Below are 14,545 nucleotides of genomic sequence, written 5' to 3'. Positions count from 1 at the left end.
CGGGGCATGGCTGAAACCACCGCTTCGGACGAGTTCGACCTCCGGCCCGAGTTCCCCGGCTCCTTCCGCGGCTACCGGCGGCAGGACGTCGACGAGTGGGTCCGGGCCGTGCGGGTCCGCTTCGAGCGCCAGGCGGCCGCGCTGCGGGAAGCCGAGCAGCGGCTGGCCGAGCTGGGCGCCGACCCCGGCGTGCCGATCGAGCACGCGGGCTCCGGCACCATCGGCGCCAGGGTCGAGCGCATCATCGCGCTGGCCGAATCGGAGGCGGAGGAGCTGCGGGAGCAGGCCGAGCTCGACGCCGCGAGGATCCGCGCCGCGGTCGAGCACGAGGCCGACCAGGCCCGCCGCTTCCGCGAGCAGGCGGCCAAGGCCGCGGCCGACGAGTCCCGCCGGATGATCCAGCGGGCCGAGGAGGAGGTCACGCGCCTGCGCGAGACCCGCAAGGACCTGATGGCGCAGCTGCTCAAGATCGGCGAGACCGTCGACCGCGTGACCGACCGGCTGGAGGAGACCGCGCCGAAGCCGCGGCAGCCGGAGGCCGAGCCTGCCGAAACCAAGACCGAAACCAAGGCCGAGGCCGAAACCGGGACGACCGAGCCGCCCGCCGACGGCACCCCCGTGCAGCCACTGGCCGACGCCAAGGCCCGGCTGGAGAAGGTCGCCGCCGCCCCCTGAGCGCGCCGCTATTCGTAGTGCACGTACAGCAGCGCCACGTCGTCGTCGTGGCGGCCGCCGGTGAGGCTCTCGATCACCTCGTCGCAGGCCGCCTCGACGTCGGCGCTCACGGCCAGGTTGCCGAGCTTGCCCAGCAGGACCTCGATCCCCTCGGTGAGGTCCCGCGTGTGGCTTTCGATGAGCCCGTCGGTGTAGAGCACCAGCCGCGTGTCCCGCGGGAAAGCGCACTTCAGCTGCGGGAAGTCCGCGCCGACGCCCAGCGGCATCGCGAGCGCCTCGCCCAGCTGCTCGACGGCCCCGTCCGGGTGCAGCAGCACGGCGGGCAGGTGCCCGGCGTTGGCGAAGGTGAGCGTGCCCGCCCCCGGGTCGAGCACGGCGTAGAAGCACGTCACGAACGACGCGCCGGGCGTGGTCCCGACCAGCTGTGACACGGTGCGCAGGACCTCCGAGGGCGTGAGGTCGAGCAGTGCGCAGGACCGGATCGCCGTGCGGACCTGGCCCATGATCGCCGCGGCGGTCACGCCCCGGCCCACGACGTCGCCGATGACGAACGCGGTGCGGTGCCCGCCGAGCTCGATCACGTCGAACCAGTCGCCGCCGACCTTCGAGCCCGTCGCGGCCGGCTGGTACCGCGACACGATCCGCAGTCCCGCCGGTTCCGGCAGCACGGGCAGCATGCTGCGCGCCAGCTCGCTCGCCATGGTGCGCTCCCTGGCGAAGAACCGGGCGTTCTCCAGCGCGATGGCGGTGTAGCCCGCGATGCCCTCCGCCAGGTACTCGCCGCGCTCGTCGAACCGGCCCGGCTGGTCGTGCCCGAAGAACAACCCGCCCAGCACCTCCCCCGTCGACGGGGCGATCACGGGCACGGCGAGGTAGCTGCGCACGGGCAGGTGCCCCTCCGGCATCCCGTGGTAGGGCTCGTTGTGGCCGTAGCGCGGATCCCGGGTGATGTCGTCGCTGCGGACCGTGCCGACCCCGTCGAAGGTCGGGCCGAACACCTTGGTGTTGCGCGGCATCGGGAAGTTCGCGAAGGCCTCGCGGGGCGCGCCGGAAAGCGTGTACAGGGTGTAGGACTCGCCGTACTCGTCGATCAGGTTGTAGAAGAACGCCCCGAAGGCGGCGCCGGTGGCCGTGGTCGCCGCGTCCGTGGCGTCCTGCACCAGCGCGTCCACCTCCAGCTGGGCGGTGAGCCTGCGGCCGACCGTGTGCAGGGAGTCCACGACCGCCGCCTCGTTGCGCAGCCGGCGCACCGTCGTCTCGAGTTCGGCGACGCGGGCCGCGGCGGCGTCCCCGAGCGTCGCGTTGTCGTCCCCGTCCAGCACGCCGCGGACGGCCTCGGCGAGCAGCGGGAACTCCGCCCGCGCGGATCCGGGCGCCGGGCGCGGCGCCAGCAGTTCGACGCGGAAGCGCTGCCCGTCGCGCAGTGCACCGGAGAACTCATCGGCGACAGGTCCCTCCGCCGAGCCCGCGAAACCTTCGCACCGGTCGCCCACGAACACCCGCACGCCGGTCACGCCGTCGCCGAAACCGTCCCGCAGCGTGGCCGCGACGGCGGCCGCGGGCCTTGCGGCGGCAGGGTCGAGCCGCCGGAGCGCGGCGGGGTCGAGCCGCCGGAGCGCGGCGGCGAGCCGCAGTGCGGCCGACAGCCCCAACGACGCGAGGTGGTCGGCCACCTGACGACTCCTTCCTCCGGCGCCCTCAGCCTAATCGGTGGCCCTGCCCCACGCGGGGTCACCACCGGTACCGGAACGCGTCCCCCTACCCCACGAAACCGTCGACGGGCCAGGAAAGGGTCACGGTCGTACCGTCCGGGGTGGTGGCGATTTCCACTGCCCCCGCCAGCGCCTCCATCAAGGGGATGCCACGGCCCCGCAGCCCGTCCGCCGAGCCCGGCCGCAGCCACTCGCCGTCGTCCTCGATCCGCACCACGAGGGTCCCCGCGTCCCCCGCCGGGCCGGTGATCACCGCGTGCACCCGCAGCGCCCCCGGTTCGCGCCCGCGGTAGGCGTGCTCGACGGCGTTGGCCATCGCCTCGTACACCGCGAGGCTCACCGCCTCGACCAGCTCCGGCGGCAGCCGCACGGCCCGCGCCCAGTCGTCGAGGGCGCGGCGGAGCGCGCTCGCGTTCTCCGCGAGCGCCGGCAACACGGCGCGCAGCTCCGGGGCCGCGGAGGACGCCCGGTGCCTTCCGGAGTCGATGGGCCTCGTCCCCTTTCGCCGCGGCGCCGGCGGTCAGCCCGCCAGCGCCTGCTCCGTGGTCGGGAACACGGCCAGCTCTGCGGTGAGCTTCGTCAGCTGCAGCGGCCGCAACGTGACGCGGCTGGCGGCGACGACGCGGACCGCCGTGCCGGGAGCCGCCTGCCGGTGGGCGGCCACCAGCACCGCCATCCCGGCCGAGGCCAGGAAGGTGACCGCGGTCAGGTCGATCACGAGCACCGGTGGCCGCTCGCGGAGCGCCGCGTCGGTCTTCTGCTGGACCTTCGGGGCGGTGGCGAGGTCGAGCTCACCGGTGACCCGCAGCACGACGGCGTCGCCCTCCCGCTCGAGGGTCACCACGCCGTCCGCGCCGTCGTCGTCCCGCTGGGACTCGCCGGAGAACACCGGATCGCTGGCCATGCGCCACATCATGCCCGGCGGCGCCCCCGGAGGCCATCCCGTCCTGCGGACCGGCCGCGCACCGTCCACGGTGGACGGGGCGCGGTCAGGAGGTTTCGCGTTCGTCCACCAGGTGCACGGCGGCTTCTTCCGCTGAGGCCCCGGCACCGTCGACGCCCACGTCGGTGGCCCACAGCTCGGTGTCGCCGCCGTCGGACGCCAGCAGCCGCCCGGCCCGCGAGGTGCCGACCTCGTCGTCGAGCAGTTCGCCGTCGGTGTCCCCCGCGTCGCCCAGATCGTCGCCGTCGTAGTCGGCGTTCTCGGGCAGTTCGCGGGCCAGCCGCCGGTCCAGCCCCTCGCCGGTCTCCTCCTCGCGCGGCGTCGTGCCCCAGTCGCGCGCCGCCCACGGCCGCTCGGCCACGGTGTAGCCCTCGTCGAGCGGGTCGGCGGGGCGTCCGCTTTCCAGTGTGTCGTCGCCGTCGAGTTGCTCGAAGACGTCGTCATCGTTGTCATCGGGCCAGTCGGCCATCGGTGCTCCTCGTGGTAGCTCAGGCCGAACATAACGATTCCGGCCGGCGGCGGAAAGGGACTGCGGTCCCCCTGGCGGTACTCTAAGTTTCCCGGCATGACCGAGTCACCGGGCCCTTACGAGGCCTATCCCTCCGGTGGGGAGAGCACCGCTCCGCCCGCCAGGCCCCAGCCGCCGTCGTCGATCAACATCGCGTTCTGGGCGTTCCTCCTCTCCACGGTGATCAGCCTCGTGTCCGCGCTGCTGCTGCTCGGCAGCAAGGACGAGGTCGCCGACCAGCTGCGGCGCAACAACACGGCGCGGCTGACGGAGGACCAGATCTCCACCACCGCCCAGATCACCGTCACCGCGTTCGTCGTCATCGCGATCGTGATCGCCCTGATCTACCTGTGGCTCGCGTTCAAGCTCCGCGCCGGCCGCAACTGGGCCCGCATCACGCTGACCGTGTTCACGGTGCTGCAGGTGATCTCGCTGACCGCGGGCCACGGCACCATCGTCGGGTACCTCAGCGTGCTCGCCGCCGCCGTGGGGCTGGTCTTCTCCTACATCGGCGGGTCGAACGAGTACATCAACACCGTCAAGGGATCACGGGCGTAAGGAGTTTCCGCACCGTGCGCGCCGGGAAGCCGGGACCATGACGGCACCGGTGAGCGTGGTGGAACGGGAGCGCAAGTTCGACCTCGACCCGGACCAGCCGGTACCCCGGCTGGCCGGGACCGGGCCGGTCGCGGACCAGCGCGACCCCGTCGAGACGACCCTCGAAGCCACCTACTTCGACACCCCTGATCTGCGGCTCACCCGCGCCCGCATCACGTTGCGGCGCCGGACCGGCGGCACGGACGAGGGCTGGCACCTCAAGCTGCCGCGGCCGGACGGGGCCCGCGAGGAGCTGCACCTCCCGCTGGACGAGGGCACCGCCGTGCCCGCGCAGCTCGCCGAACTCGTGCGGCCGCAGCTGGGCGACGGGGAGCTGTCCGCGGTGGTGCGCCTCAAAACCGTGCGGCACAGCCACGACCTCGTCGACGCCGACGGCACCGTGCTCGCCACCCTCGCCGACGACCAGGTGGCGGGTGAGCTGGCCGGGGACGTCCTGCACCTCGACGGCTGGCGTGAACTGGAGGTCGAGCTGGCCCCAGGTGCGCCGCCCGAGCTGCTGGGCACCCTCGCGCACGCGTTGATCGCCGCCGGGGCCCGCCCGGCGTACTGGCCGTCGAAGCTCCGGCGCGTGATCGCGCCCCGCCTGCCCGACAAGCCACCGGCACCGGGTCGCCGCGCCACGGCGGGAGAGGTGGTGCTCGCCTACCTGCGTGCGCAGGTCGCGGCGATCCGCGAGCACGACCAGCGGGTCCGGCGGGACGCCGGGGACGCCGTGCACCAGCTCCGGGTGGCCATCCGCCGCACGCGGTCCGCGCTCACCGTGTTCCGGCGGGTGCTCGATCGCGACGCCACCCGTGCACTCTCCGCCGAGCTGAAGTGGGCGGCCGGGGAGCTCTCCCCCGCGCGGGACACCGAAGTGCTGTACGAACACCTTTCCGGGCAGCTCACGCGCCTGCCCGGCGCCGCGGTGGTCGCGAACGCGCCCGCGCGCCTGCGGTCCCGGTTCGAGCAGCGGACGACGGAGGCGCGGGAGCGGGTGCGCACCGCACTCCGCAGCGGGCGCTACGCCGCGCTGTTCGAGTCGCTCGACCGCCTGCTGGCCGAGCCGCCGCTGACCGAGCGCGCGAACGCACCCGCGCGCGCCGCGCTGGAGCAGGCGCTGAAGCGCGCACACGGCAGGCTCGCCGACCACGTCGCCCGGCTCACCGAACTGGCCCCCGGGCCCGAGCTCGACGCGGGGCTGCACGAGGTGCGGAAGAAGGCGAAGCGGGCGCGCTACGCGGCCGAGGTCGTCGTGCCGGTCGCCGGAAAGCGCTTACAGCGTTGGCAGCGCGAGGTGAAAGCGCTCACCAAGGTGCTCGGCGAGCACCACGACTCCGTGGTCGCGCGCGAGGCGCTGCGCGACCTGGCCGACGACGAGGGCGCGTTCACCTTCGGTGTGCTCTACCAACGGGAACTCGACCGCGGGCACCGGCTGCACGAGCGGTTCTCGCGGCTCTGGAAGGGCCTCGGCGCGCCCTGACCTCAGCAGGGCGGCGGGGTGTTCGTTGTGGACGGTGCCGTCGTGCTCGTCGGCGTGGTGCTGGTGGTCGACGTCGCACTGTCCGAAGTGGACGACGGCGGCGGGCAGGTCGGCGGCGGCGTGGTCGAGCCGCCACTGCTGCTCGTGGTGGTCGTGGTCGTCGTCGTGGTGGTGCTGCTCGACGAGCTCGTGGTCGTGGTGGTCCTCGAAGAGGACGAGGACGACGTGGTGCTCGTGGTGCTGGACGTCGTCGCCGGCGGGGTGCTCGGCGGCGGCGGCGTGGTCACCGGTGCGGACGGCGGGGCCTGCGGGGTCACCGGTGCCGGCGGGGCCTCCACGACGGGACCGGGCAGCGCGGCGGAGCCCGCGACCGGCCCGGCGGGCAGCTGCCCGTCCGGGACGGAACTGGCGCCGCGGGCGTACGCGTCGGCCCACAGCAGCACCGTGCGGACGTAGGAGTCCGAGTGGTTGTACTGGAACACCGCCTGCGCCCGCTGCTGCGGGTCACGCAGGTCGCCGCCTCCGGCGCACAGGTACTTCCCGGCCGCGAGCGCGGCGTCGTACAGGTTGCCCGGGTCGGCGACCCCGTCACCGTTGCCGTCGGAGGCGTAGTTCCGCCACGTGCCCGGGATGAACTGCATGGGCCCGACGGCCCTGTCCCACCGGGTGTCCCCGTCGTACACGCCGCCGTCGGTGTCCGGGACGGCCGCGAAGCCGACCCCGTTGAGGATCGGGCCCAGTATCGGGTTGACGGTGGTGCCCCGGCCGTCGACGCGGCCGCCCCTCGCGTGGTTGGACTCCACGCGGCCGATGGCGGCCAGCAGCGACCAGCTCACGTGGCAGTCCGGCGCGAGCCTGGCCAGCTCCTGCTCCGCGCGCTGGTAGGCGCGCAGGGCCGACTCCGGGATGCCCAGCGCGCCCACGACCGGCGCGTCGAGGGTGCTCAGCGGCACGTCGGCGAACGACGGCAGCTGCTGCGCGAGCATCGCGGGGTCACCGGCCGCGGCCAGGACCTCCGGGCTCAGCGCGGGCTGCTGCGGCACCTGACCGTCCGCGTCGAGCACGGGAGCGTCCACAGTGGACTGGATCGCGAGTGGAACGCCGCCGCCCCCGAGGAACGGCACGAGCGCGAGGGAGGCCGCGGCGAGCGCACCGGCCTTCGCCCTGGGCGCCTGCGCTCTGCCGCTCCGCCGCTCGGCGTCCCGGCGTTCCGCACGTCCCATTTTCCCGCTCCCCCGCATAGGTTCGTCGCCGGTGTCCGTCACCCGGCCCGGCCGATGATATAAACCCCGCCGCCCCAAGGGAACCGGTTGTACCGCGTCAATTTCCGTTCGTCCGCGCGTTACGGCGACGCCGCTGAACTTTCGTACGAAAGTGCCGGACAACCGGACAACAAACCTGACAGGACGCGGATTTTCTGGTAGGGCGCTACAGTTCTCCGCGCCGGTTCACCAGGAGCGTCGCCACCTGGACGAGCTTGATGTTCAGATCCTGTGAAGTGCGGCGCAGGATGTCGAACGCCTCCTCCGCGCCGATCCCCTGCCGCTGCATGAGGATGCCCTTCGCCTGGCCGATGACGTCCCTGCTCTGCAAGGCCTCGCGCAGCTGCGCGGCTTCCAGCTGCGCGGGTGTGACCGCTTCGGTGGCGGCGAGCGCGGTGGCCGCGTACCCGCCCAGGACGATCGCCAGCTGCCGGTCGAGCCCGGCCAGCCCGTACGGGCGCCGCGAGTAGAAGTTGAGCGCGCCCAGCCTCGGCGGGGCGGCGGGGAACAGCCCGACGGAGAACACGCTGTGCACCCCGGCCCTGGCGGCGGCCGGCCCCCAGCGCGGCCACGGGGAGCCCTGGGTCAGGTCGTCGACCCCGACCAGGCCGGCACCGGGGGTGCGCGTCGCCTCGACGCACGGGCCTTCGCGGTGGGTGTACTGCAACTGGTCCAGCTCGTCGGCGAGCGCGTCGGTGCGCACCGGGGTCGTGTAGATCCCCGACGGCGCCCGCAGCGTCACGCTCACGAAGTCCGCGTCGGGCACGACGGCCTTCGCCGCGGTCACCACCCGCTCCAGCACCTCGGCGACCGTGCTCCCCGCCAGCAGCAGGCGCCCGACCTCGGCGAACTGCTCGGCGAGCGGGCCGGCCCAGTCCCCGTCGTCCGTCGCGAACCGGGCCCGGTCCGCGACCCATTCCTGTTCGCTGGTCACCGCTCCCATACTGCACCACCGTGCCCGGCCGCCCGGCGGTAGGTTCCCCGCGTCCCCGCAGCCCGCCGGAAGGTGCCGCCGATGAAGCTCTACGCCGAACTCCCCGTCCGCCGGACCACCCAGGCCGTCAGCGACCTCGTCGCCGTCCTGCTCACCGTCCTCGCGGTGTGGCTGGGGCTGACCGTGCACGACGAGGTGCTCCGGCTCCAGGCACCGGGCACGGGGCTGGTCGACGCGGGGTCGAGCCTGGCCCGCACCTTCGACTCCGCCGCAGACCACGCCGACGACGTGCCGCTCGTCGGCGGGGCGCTGGCGGGGGCGCTGCACAGCGGCTCGGCCGCGGGGACCAAGCTGGCCGACCCCGGGCAGTGGCAGATCGACGCGGTGGGGCAGCTCGCGTTCTGGCTCGCCGCGGCGCTGATCTCCGTGCCGGTGCTGTTCCTGCTGGTCACGTGGCTGCCGTTGCGCTGGCGCTTCGCGCGCCGGGCCACCGCGGGCGTGCGGCTGCGCGCGCTCGGCGACGAGGGACGGGACCTGCTGGCGCTGCGGGCGCTGACCGGGCAGGGCCTGCCGCGGCTGGCGGCGGCGGGCGACGTCACGTCGGGCTGGCGGGACCGCGACCCCGAGGTGCTGGCGCGCCTGGCCGGGTGGGAACTGGCGCGGCTGGGGTTGCGGGGCTGACGCGTCAGCGCACGACGACGTCCGCGACGACCGGCCGGTGGTCGGAGGCGAGCGTCGCCACCGTGCGCGCACCGAGCACGCGCACGTCCGGTGAGACGGTCACCAGGTCGATGCGGCTGGCCGGGTCCGCCGCCGGATAGGTCGCCCCCGCCCCGGCCGCGGCGTCCCGCAGGTTCGTCCACAGTGGACCGAGTTCGGGCGCGGCCGCGTCGGCGTTGAAGTCCCCGACGAGGATCTTCGGGCCGCGGTCCTGGCCGAGCACGGCGAGCATGTCGGCGACCTGCCGGGCCCGCACCGCCGGATCGGGCCGGTAGTCCAGGTGCGTGGCGTAGAAGTGGACGAACGTGCCGCGGACGGCGACGACCGCTTCCGCGAAGCCGGGTGCCGGCGCGGGCACCGGGTCGGGGTCCTGGGTCGACAGCCGCGTGATCTCGTGGTTTTCCGTGGCCAGCACGGGAAACCGGCTCAGGATCGCGACGCCGAACCGGCGCCGCGGCTGCCCGGGCGCGGCGGGGTCGAGGTCGTAGATCGGCGCGAAGAACACCCGCATGCGCAGCTTCGCGGCGAGTGCGTGCGCCTCGTCGGCGAACTCGCTGCGCTCGCCCCAGTGCACGTCGACCTCCTCCAGGCCGATCACGTCGGCGTGCAGGTCCCGCAGCGCGGCGGCCGTGCGGTCCAGGTCGAACACGCCGTCCTCCCCCGCCCCGGCGTGGATGTTGTAGGTGGCGACCCGCAAGGGCGGCGGCGCGGCTTCGGCGGGCGCGGCGCCGAGCACGGCGAGGCTGAGGGCGGAAACCACGGCGGCGGCGCGGCAGAGCGAAGTGTGCACGGCGCACAACCTACTGGCGCCGGCACACGAGCGCCTGAACACCAGGCGAACTACCGCCCCGCTTCGAACGCCGTCGCCATCGCCGAGGCGCCGAGGTCGAACGCGCGGCGCAACAACGCCGGGTCCACGGCGAGCCGTGACACGTCCGGCGCGCCGGGTGGCACCAGCACCTGCGTGAGCGCCTCGGATCCCGTCAGCTGCTCGTCGTCGGTGCGGCGGCGCTCCGGCCGCCCGCGCCAGGCGGGCAGGGTGGCCGGGGCCGTCCGGCGCAGGAACGCGGTGACCGCGAGGTTCTCCACGCGCGGCGGCTGCTGCGGGCGCTCGTCGGCGCGGCGGGTGCGCAGGACGAGCACGTGCGTGCAGCCGTCGCGGAGCGCGGAGTGGAACGGGATCGGCTCGGTGAGCCCGCCGTCGAGGAGCCGTCGCCCGCCCAGCCGCACCAGCGGGCCCGCGAGCAGCGGCAGCCCGGCCGAACCCCGCAGGGCGAGCTTCAGCGTCTCGGCGTCCCGCAGGTCCGGCGCGAGGTCGACGGCGGCGCCGGTGTCGGCGTCCGTGCCGATGGGGTGCAGCCGCACCGGGTTCGCCAGCACGCCGTCGAAGTCCAGCCCGGCCCACCGCTGGTACACCTCGTTCATCAGGAACTCCAGGTCCACCACCGGTTTGCGGCGCAACGCGGCCCGCGGCCGGATCACGTTGGGCAGCACGTCGGGGTGCCACCAGAACGAGGCACCGTGCTCGGCCTTGCCCGACAACAGCCACGCGCCGGTGATCGCCCCCATCGAGGAGCCGTACACGTCGTCGAACACCGCGGTCAGCCCGCGCCGCTCCAGTTCGACGGCCATCCCGCTGGAGTACGTGCCGCGGCTGCCGCCCCCTTCGATCGCCAGGCCGAGCCGGTAGGGGTCCCGCCGCGCGCCCGGCACACTCCCCTCCGCCGCCCGCGCCCGCACCACGTCCAGCACCGAAACACCCACGGTCCGACCCTAGCCGGTGACGTTCCGGTCATCGGCGTCCGAAGTGGACCAACCGGGAGGAACCTGGCTCGCCAGCTGGCGGTCCTCCATCGTGGCGAACCACTCACGCGGCGGGGTCTTGCGCCAGTCGAACACGAACGGCGTGCAGCGGCGGCCGTCGGCGTCGGTGATCTCGGGCAGCCGCCGGTGCCCGATGAACTCGAACACCGGCGCCCAGAACGCGCCCTCCGCGACGCTGGTGTAGCTCAGCGCGGTCCCGGGCGTGGTGGTCCAGCGCAGCGTGAGCGTGCACGCGGTCGGCAGCATGCCGCTGCCGCGCAGCTCCCGGTAGCTTTCCTGGCCCATGATCCAGCGGCCCAGCAGCAGGTGCTGCCCCGGCCGCAGCGGCGCGGTCCGCTCCGCCCACGCCAGCGCCGCCCGCGCCACCGGGTCGTCGGGCACCGGCAGCGCGTCCGGCACCAGCCGCGGCTGCACGAGCAGCCCGTCGATCCCGCCGCCCCGGCGCCGGAACACGGTGAAGGCGTCCGGCTGCGCCCGCCACCACGCCTCGGCCAGCCGGGCCGCCTGCGGGCCCTCGTTGTGGTCGATGAGCTTGAGCACGGCGTCCCGGTCGGCGGGCGCCGCCGGCACGGCGCGCGTGTCCGGGACGGCCTCGAACAGGAAGTACTCGCGCAGGGCGCCGTACCGGTTCAGGTACAGGTAGTCCAGCGCGTTGCGCTGCCCGTCCCCAACGCGGCTGAGCACGCGCTCGGCCACGTGGCGGTGCACCCGGCGGAACACCTGCTCGTAGTGCGGCCGGTCGCGCAGGCCGGCGAGCAGCGCCTGCCGCGCGGTGGGATGGGGTACCAGGCCCTCGGCGGTGGTCTCGACGAACGACAGCCCGCGCAGCCATTCGAACAGCGCCTCGACGTCGCGGGGCGGCTCGGACAGGCAGTGCCGCAGGAAGTCGCCCGTCGTGACCCGGGCAAGTGCGAGCACCTCCAGCGCCTCGCGGTGCCGGTCCGAGGGCACCTCGCGCATCAGGCGCCGCAGCAGCACGGCGACGACGTCGGGCGACTCCTCGATGTCCCACGTCCGCTCGTCGCCTGTGCGGTGCGCGGCCACGTCGGCGGCGAGGGCCAGCGCGAGCGGGTGGCCGGAGGTGAACCGCAGCACCGCCGGGATCTCGTGCTCGGGGATGCCGCGGCGCCGCAGCAGCTCGGCGGCCTCGGCGGGCGGCAGGTCCCGCACCGGCATCGTGCGCAGCCGCTGCCACCAGCCGCCGTCGGCCCGCCAGTCCGCGCCCGGCTCGTCCCGGCCCGCCACCACGAGCAGGCTCCCCTCGGGTGCGGTCAGCAGGAACGACTCCCGCAGCCACGGTTCGAGCGGGGCCAGCAGCTCGGCGGTGTCGAGCACGAGCAGCCGCACCCCGGCCGGCCACTCCGCCGAACCCAGCGCGTCGGCGAAGGCCTGCGGGGTCGGCTCGAACATCCGCGCGTCGAGCAGCACGCAGGACTCGCCGTCGGCGACCGCGTCGTCGACGAACCGCTGCAGCAGCGTGGTCTTGCCGACGCCACCCGGCCCGTGCAGCCACAGCACGGAGAACGGCGGCGGGTCCGCCTGCCGCGCCGTGCGCAGGAACGCCAGCTCTTCGGCGCGGCCGGTGAAGGCCTGGTTGCGGGCGGCCTGCAACCGGTCGGACAGCCGGGCGGGCCGCGGTTTCGGGTCGGCCAGCCGCTCCGCGAGCTGCCGCGCCTGCGGCGTGCCGAGGTCCTCGCACAGCGCCACCGCCTCCCGCCGGTGCTTGGCGGCGCCGGTGGTGTCGCCCTGGTGCTCCAGCACGGCGGCGAGCTCGGCCAGCGCCTGCGCGCGTTCCCAGCGGTTCGGGACGCCGGTGAACACCGACAGCGCGAACCGCAGCGGTGCCAGCGCGGCGGGCTGGCGTCCCGCCCGGCGCCACGCCATGCCCTCGTGCAGCGCGGAATCGGCCTCCAGCAACGGCAGCGCGACCGTGGCGAACAACGCGCGGGCCCGCTGATGCGTCTCCGCCGCCAGCGGCCAGTCCTCCAGCGCCTCCAGCGCCCGCCCGACCAGCAGCAGCGTGAACGACCGCAGCATCCGGTAGGTCTCGGGATTGGCCTGCTCGCGGGAGAACTCGGCGTCCGCGAGCACCGCCCGGTGCACCGCGAGCCCCTCGTCCGGCCTGCCGACGGCACACAGGATCTGGCCCAGCGCGTTGCGGATCGTGCCCTGCCCGAGCCAGAACCCCAGCTCCCCGGACATCGCCACCGCGCGGCGGATGCGGTCGAGCCCCTCCTCCGAGCGGCCGAGGCGCATCAGCACCGCGCCGAGGTAGGCCAGCGCCCACGTCTGCTGCGCCCGGTCCCCGATCGCGGTGGACAGCGCGAGCGCCTGTTCGAGCACTTCGCGGCCGGCCTCGTTGTCGCCGAGGCAGTAGTAGCGCGCCCAGCCCAGCGAGTTGAGCATCGCCGCCTCCTCGGCGCGGCTGCCCAGCGCGCGGGCGGCGGCGAGCCCGAGCTCGGCGACCTCGTCCCACGGCAGCTGCTGCATGCGGCCGTCGGAGAACCAGTGCAGCGCCTTGGCGAGGTCGAGCACCGGCCGGTGCTGCCCGGCACGCGCGGCCGCGCGCTGGGCGGCCAGCCAGTTGCCCGCCTCCGCGTCGAGCCACGCGCCCGCCCCGGCCCGGCTCGTGAACCGGCCGGCGGGTTCCGGCTCGCCCTGGGCGAGCGCGTTCGGCAGGAACAGCCTGCCCGCCTCGACCGCTGTCGTGAGCAGGTGGTCCCACACCCGCGCCCGTGCCTGCTCCGCGGCGGCCTGGTCCTCCTCCGCGGCGAGCCGCTCGCCCGCGTAGAGGCGGATGAGGTCGTGGTAGGCGTACCGGCCGGCGACCCGCGCGGCGAGCAGGATGTTGGCGTCGACGAGCTCGTCGAGGTGCGCCTGGACCTCCGCCTCGGGCAACCCGGTGGCCACCGCCGCGAGCTCGGCACCGAAGTCGGGACCGGGCACCACCGCGGCGCGGCGGAACACGAGCCGCGCCGCGGGCGAGAGCCGCCGGTGCGAGATCTCGAACGCCGGGCGCACCCGCAGGTCGCCCGCCGCGAGCGCGGCGAGCCGCGTGTGCTCGTCACGCAGCTGCGTCACGAGGTACGCCAGCGACCAGTCGGGCCTGCTCGCCAGCCGGTTGCCCGCGATGCGCACCGCGAGCGGCAGGTGCCCGCACAGCTCGACCAGCTCCGCGGCGGCGCCGGGTTCGGCGGCCACGCGGTCGGGGCCGATGATCGACGCGACGAGCGCCGAGGCGTCCGCGGGGCCGAGCGGGCTCAGCCGCAGCCACCGCGCCGACTCCAGCCCGGCGAGCGCGCGGCGGCACGTGATCAGGGTCAGGCAGCCCGCGGTGCCCGGCAGGAGGGGCCGCACCTGCGCCTCGTCGGCGGCGTTGTCGAGCACGACGAGCAGCCGGCGCCCGGCCAGCAGCGAGCGGTACAGCGCGGACTGCCCCTCGACGGTGGCGGGGATCCGCGCCGGGGGCACGCCGAGCGCCCGCAGCAGGGTGTCCAGCGCGGCGCGCGGGCTCACCGGCTGGTCGTCCATACCACGCAGGTCGAGCGACAGGAAGCCGTGCGGGAACCTCTCGCGCAGCGTGTGGGCGGCGGACTGGACCAATGCCGTCTTGCCCACGCCCGGCTGGCCGACCACGGAGACCACGACGCCGCCGGGCGTGTCCGCCGCGGCGTCCGCGGCTTCCCGGAGCCGGTCCAGCTCGGCCGTGCGGCCCACGAGGTCCGCGACGGCGGGCGGCAGCGTGCCCAGCACGGTGCCCGCGGCGGGCGCGGGCGCGCGCTCGGTGCCGCGCCGCCTGCCTTCCCGCGCCGCGGCGAGGAAGCCGGCCCGCTCCGCGCCCGCCAGCCCCAGCGCGTCGGCCAGCACCTCGGTCGACCGGCGCTGCG

At 74.9% G+C, this 14,545-nt stretch carries 13 protein-coding genes; 4 read left to right on the top strand and 9 right to left on the bottom strand.

What is annotated here, in order from left to right; genetic code table 11:
* The first annotated feature begins 6 nt into the window (after positions 1 to 6).
* A complete protein-coding gene (locus tag ABFX51_RS21315) occupies positions 7 to 675 on the top strand; it encodes a hypothetical protein (protein ID WP_346054713.1) in 669 nt (222 codons plus the stop codon).
* An 8-nt stretch (positions 676 to 683) separates the two neighbouring features.
* On the opposite strand, the gene ABFX51_RS21310 is transcribed toward ABFX51_RS21315, so the two are convergent.
* The 4 genes from ABFX51_RS21310 to ABFX51_RS21295 form a co-directional block, all read right to left on the bottom strand.
* Positions 684 to 2,348: a PP2C family protein-serine/threonine phosphatase gene (locus tag ABFX51_RS21310; RefSeq protein WP_346054712.1), complete on the bottom strand. Its 1,665-nt coding sequence runs from the start codon at positions 2,346 to 2,348 to the stop codon at positions 684 to 686.
* Positions 2,349 to 2,433: 85 nt separating this feature from the next.
* Positions 2,434 to 2,823 (bottom strand): ATP-binding protein, encoded by a 390-nt coding sequence (locus tag ABFX51_RS21305; protein ID WP_346054711.1) that lies wholly within the window; start codon positions 2,821 to 2,823, stop codon positions 2,434 to 2,436.
* Between the two features lie 84 nt (positions 2,824 to 2,907).
* The gene (locus ABFX51_RS21300; RefSeq protein WP_091504310.1) at positions 2,908 to 3,291 is read right to left on the bottom strand and encodes an STAS domain-containing protein; all 384 of its coding nucleotides are present in this window, start codon (positions 3,289 to 3,291) and stop codon (positions 2,908 to 2,910) included.
* Positions 3,292 to 3,376: 85 nt separating this feature from the next.
* Positions 3,377 to 3,799: a DUF5709 domain-containing protein gene (locus ABFX51_RS21295; protein ID WP_346054710.1), complete on the bottom strand. Its 423-nt coding sequence runs from the start codon at positions 3,797 to 3,799 to the stop codon at positions 3,377 to 3,379.
* 96 nt (positions 3,800 to 3,895) lie between these two features.
* On the opposite strand from ABFX51_RS21295, the gene ABFX51_RS21290 reads away from it, so the two are divergent.
* Both ABFX51_RS21290 and ABFX51_RS21285 read left to right on the top strand, forming a co-directional pair.
* Positions 3,896 to 4,396 (top strand): hypothetical protein, encoded by a 501-nt coding sequence (locus tag ABFX51_RS21290; RefSeq protein ID WP_346054709.1) that lies wholly within the window; start codon positions 3,896 to 3,898, stop codon positions 4,394 to 4,396.
* A 37-nt stretch (positions 4,397 to 4,433) separates the two neighbouring features.
* Positions 4,434 to 5,918 (top strand): CYTH and CHAD domain-containing protein, encoded by a 1,485-nt coding sequence (locus ABFX51_RS21285; RefSeq protein ID WP_346054708.1) that lies wholly within the window; start codon positions 4,434 to 4,436, stop codon positions 5,916 to 5,918.
* Between the two features lie 2 nt (positions 5,919 to 5,920).
* On the opposite strand, the gene ABFX51_RS21280 is transcribed toward ABFX51_RS21285, so the two are convergent.
* Both ABFX51_RS21280 and ABFX51_RS21275 read right to left on the bottom strand, forming a co-directional pair.
* Positions 5,921 to 7,141, bottom strand: a complete 1,221-nt coding sequence (locus tag ABFX51_RS21280; protein ID WP_346054707.1) for a lytic transglycosylase domain-containing protein — start codon at positions 7,139 to 7,141, stop codon at positions 5,921 to 5,923.
* A gap of 205 nt (positions 7,142 to 7,346) precedes the next feature.
* A complete protein-coding gene (locus ABFX51_RS21275) occupies positions 7,347 to 8,123 on the bottom strand; it encodes an ANTAR domain-containing protein (RefSeq protein ID WP_346054706.1) in 777 nt (258 codons plus the stop codon).
* A 72-nt stretch (positions 8,124 to 8,195) separates the two neighbouring features.
* Here ABFX51_RS21275 and ABFX51_RS21270 point away from each other — a divergent pair, with 72 nt between their 5' ends.
* Positions 8,196 to 8,795, top strand: coding sequence for a hypothetical protein (locus tag ABFX51_RS21270; protein WP_346054705.1), 600 nt, complete (start codon positions 8,196 to 8,198; stop codon positions 8,793 to 8,795).
* 4 nt (positions 8,796 to 8,799) lie between these two features.
* Here the strand turns inward: ABFX51_RS21270 and ABFX51_RS21265 are convergent, their stop codons facing one another.
* The 3 genes from ABFX51_RS21265 to ABFX51_RS21255 form a co-directional block, all read right to left on the bottom strand.
* The gene (locus ABFX51_RS21265; RefSeq protein WP_346054704.1) at positions 8,800 to 9,624 is read right to left on the bottom strand and encodes an endonuclease/exonuclease/phosphatase family protein; all 825 of its coding nucleotides are present in this window, start codon (positions 9,622 to 9,624) and stop codon (positions 8,800 to 8,802) included.
* 50 nt (positions 9,625 to 9,674) lie between these two features.
* Positions 9,675 to 10,598 (bottom strand): patatin-like phospholipase family protein, encoded by a 924-nt coding sequence (locus tag ABFX51_RS21260; RefSeq protein WP_346054703.1) that lies wholly within the window; start codon positions 10,596 to 10,598, stop codon positions 9,675 to 9,677.
* A 9-nt stretch (positions 10,599 to 10,607) separates the two neighbouring features.
* A partial coding sequence (locus ABFX51_RS21255; protein WP_346054702.1) for an AAA family ATPase occupies positions 10,608 to 14,545 on the bottom strand: 3,938 nt, incomplete at its 5' end.

The sequence above is a fragment of the Amycolatopsis dongchuanensis genome (assembly GCF_039542405.1).
Lineage (GTDB): Bacteria > Actinomycetota > Actinomycetes > Mycobacteriales > Pseudonocardiaceae > Amycolatopsis_E > Amycolatopsis_E sacchari.
Note: the sequence above shows the minus strand (reverse complement) of the source record. Positions and strands in the feature narration are given on the sequence as shown.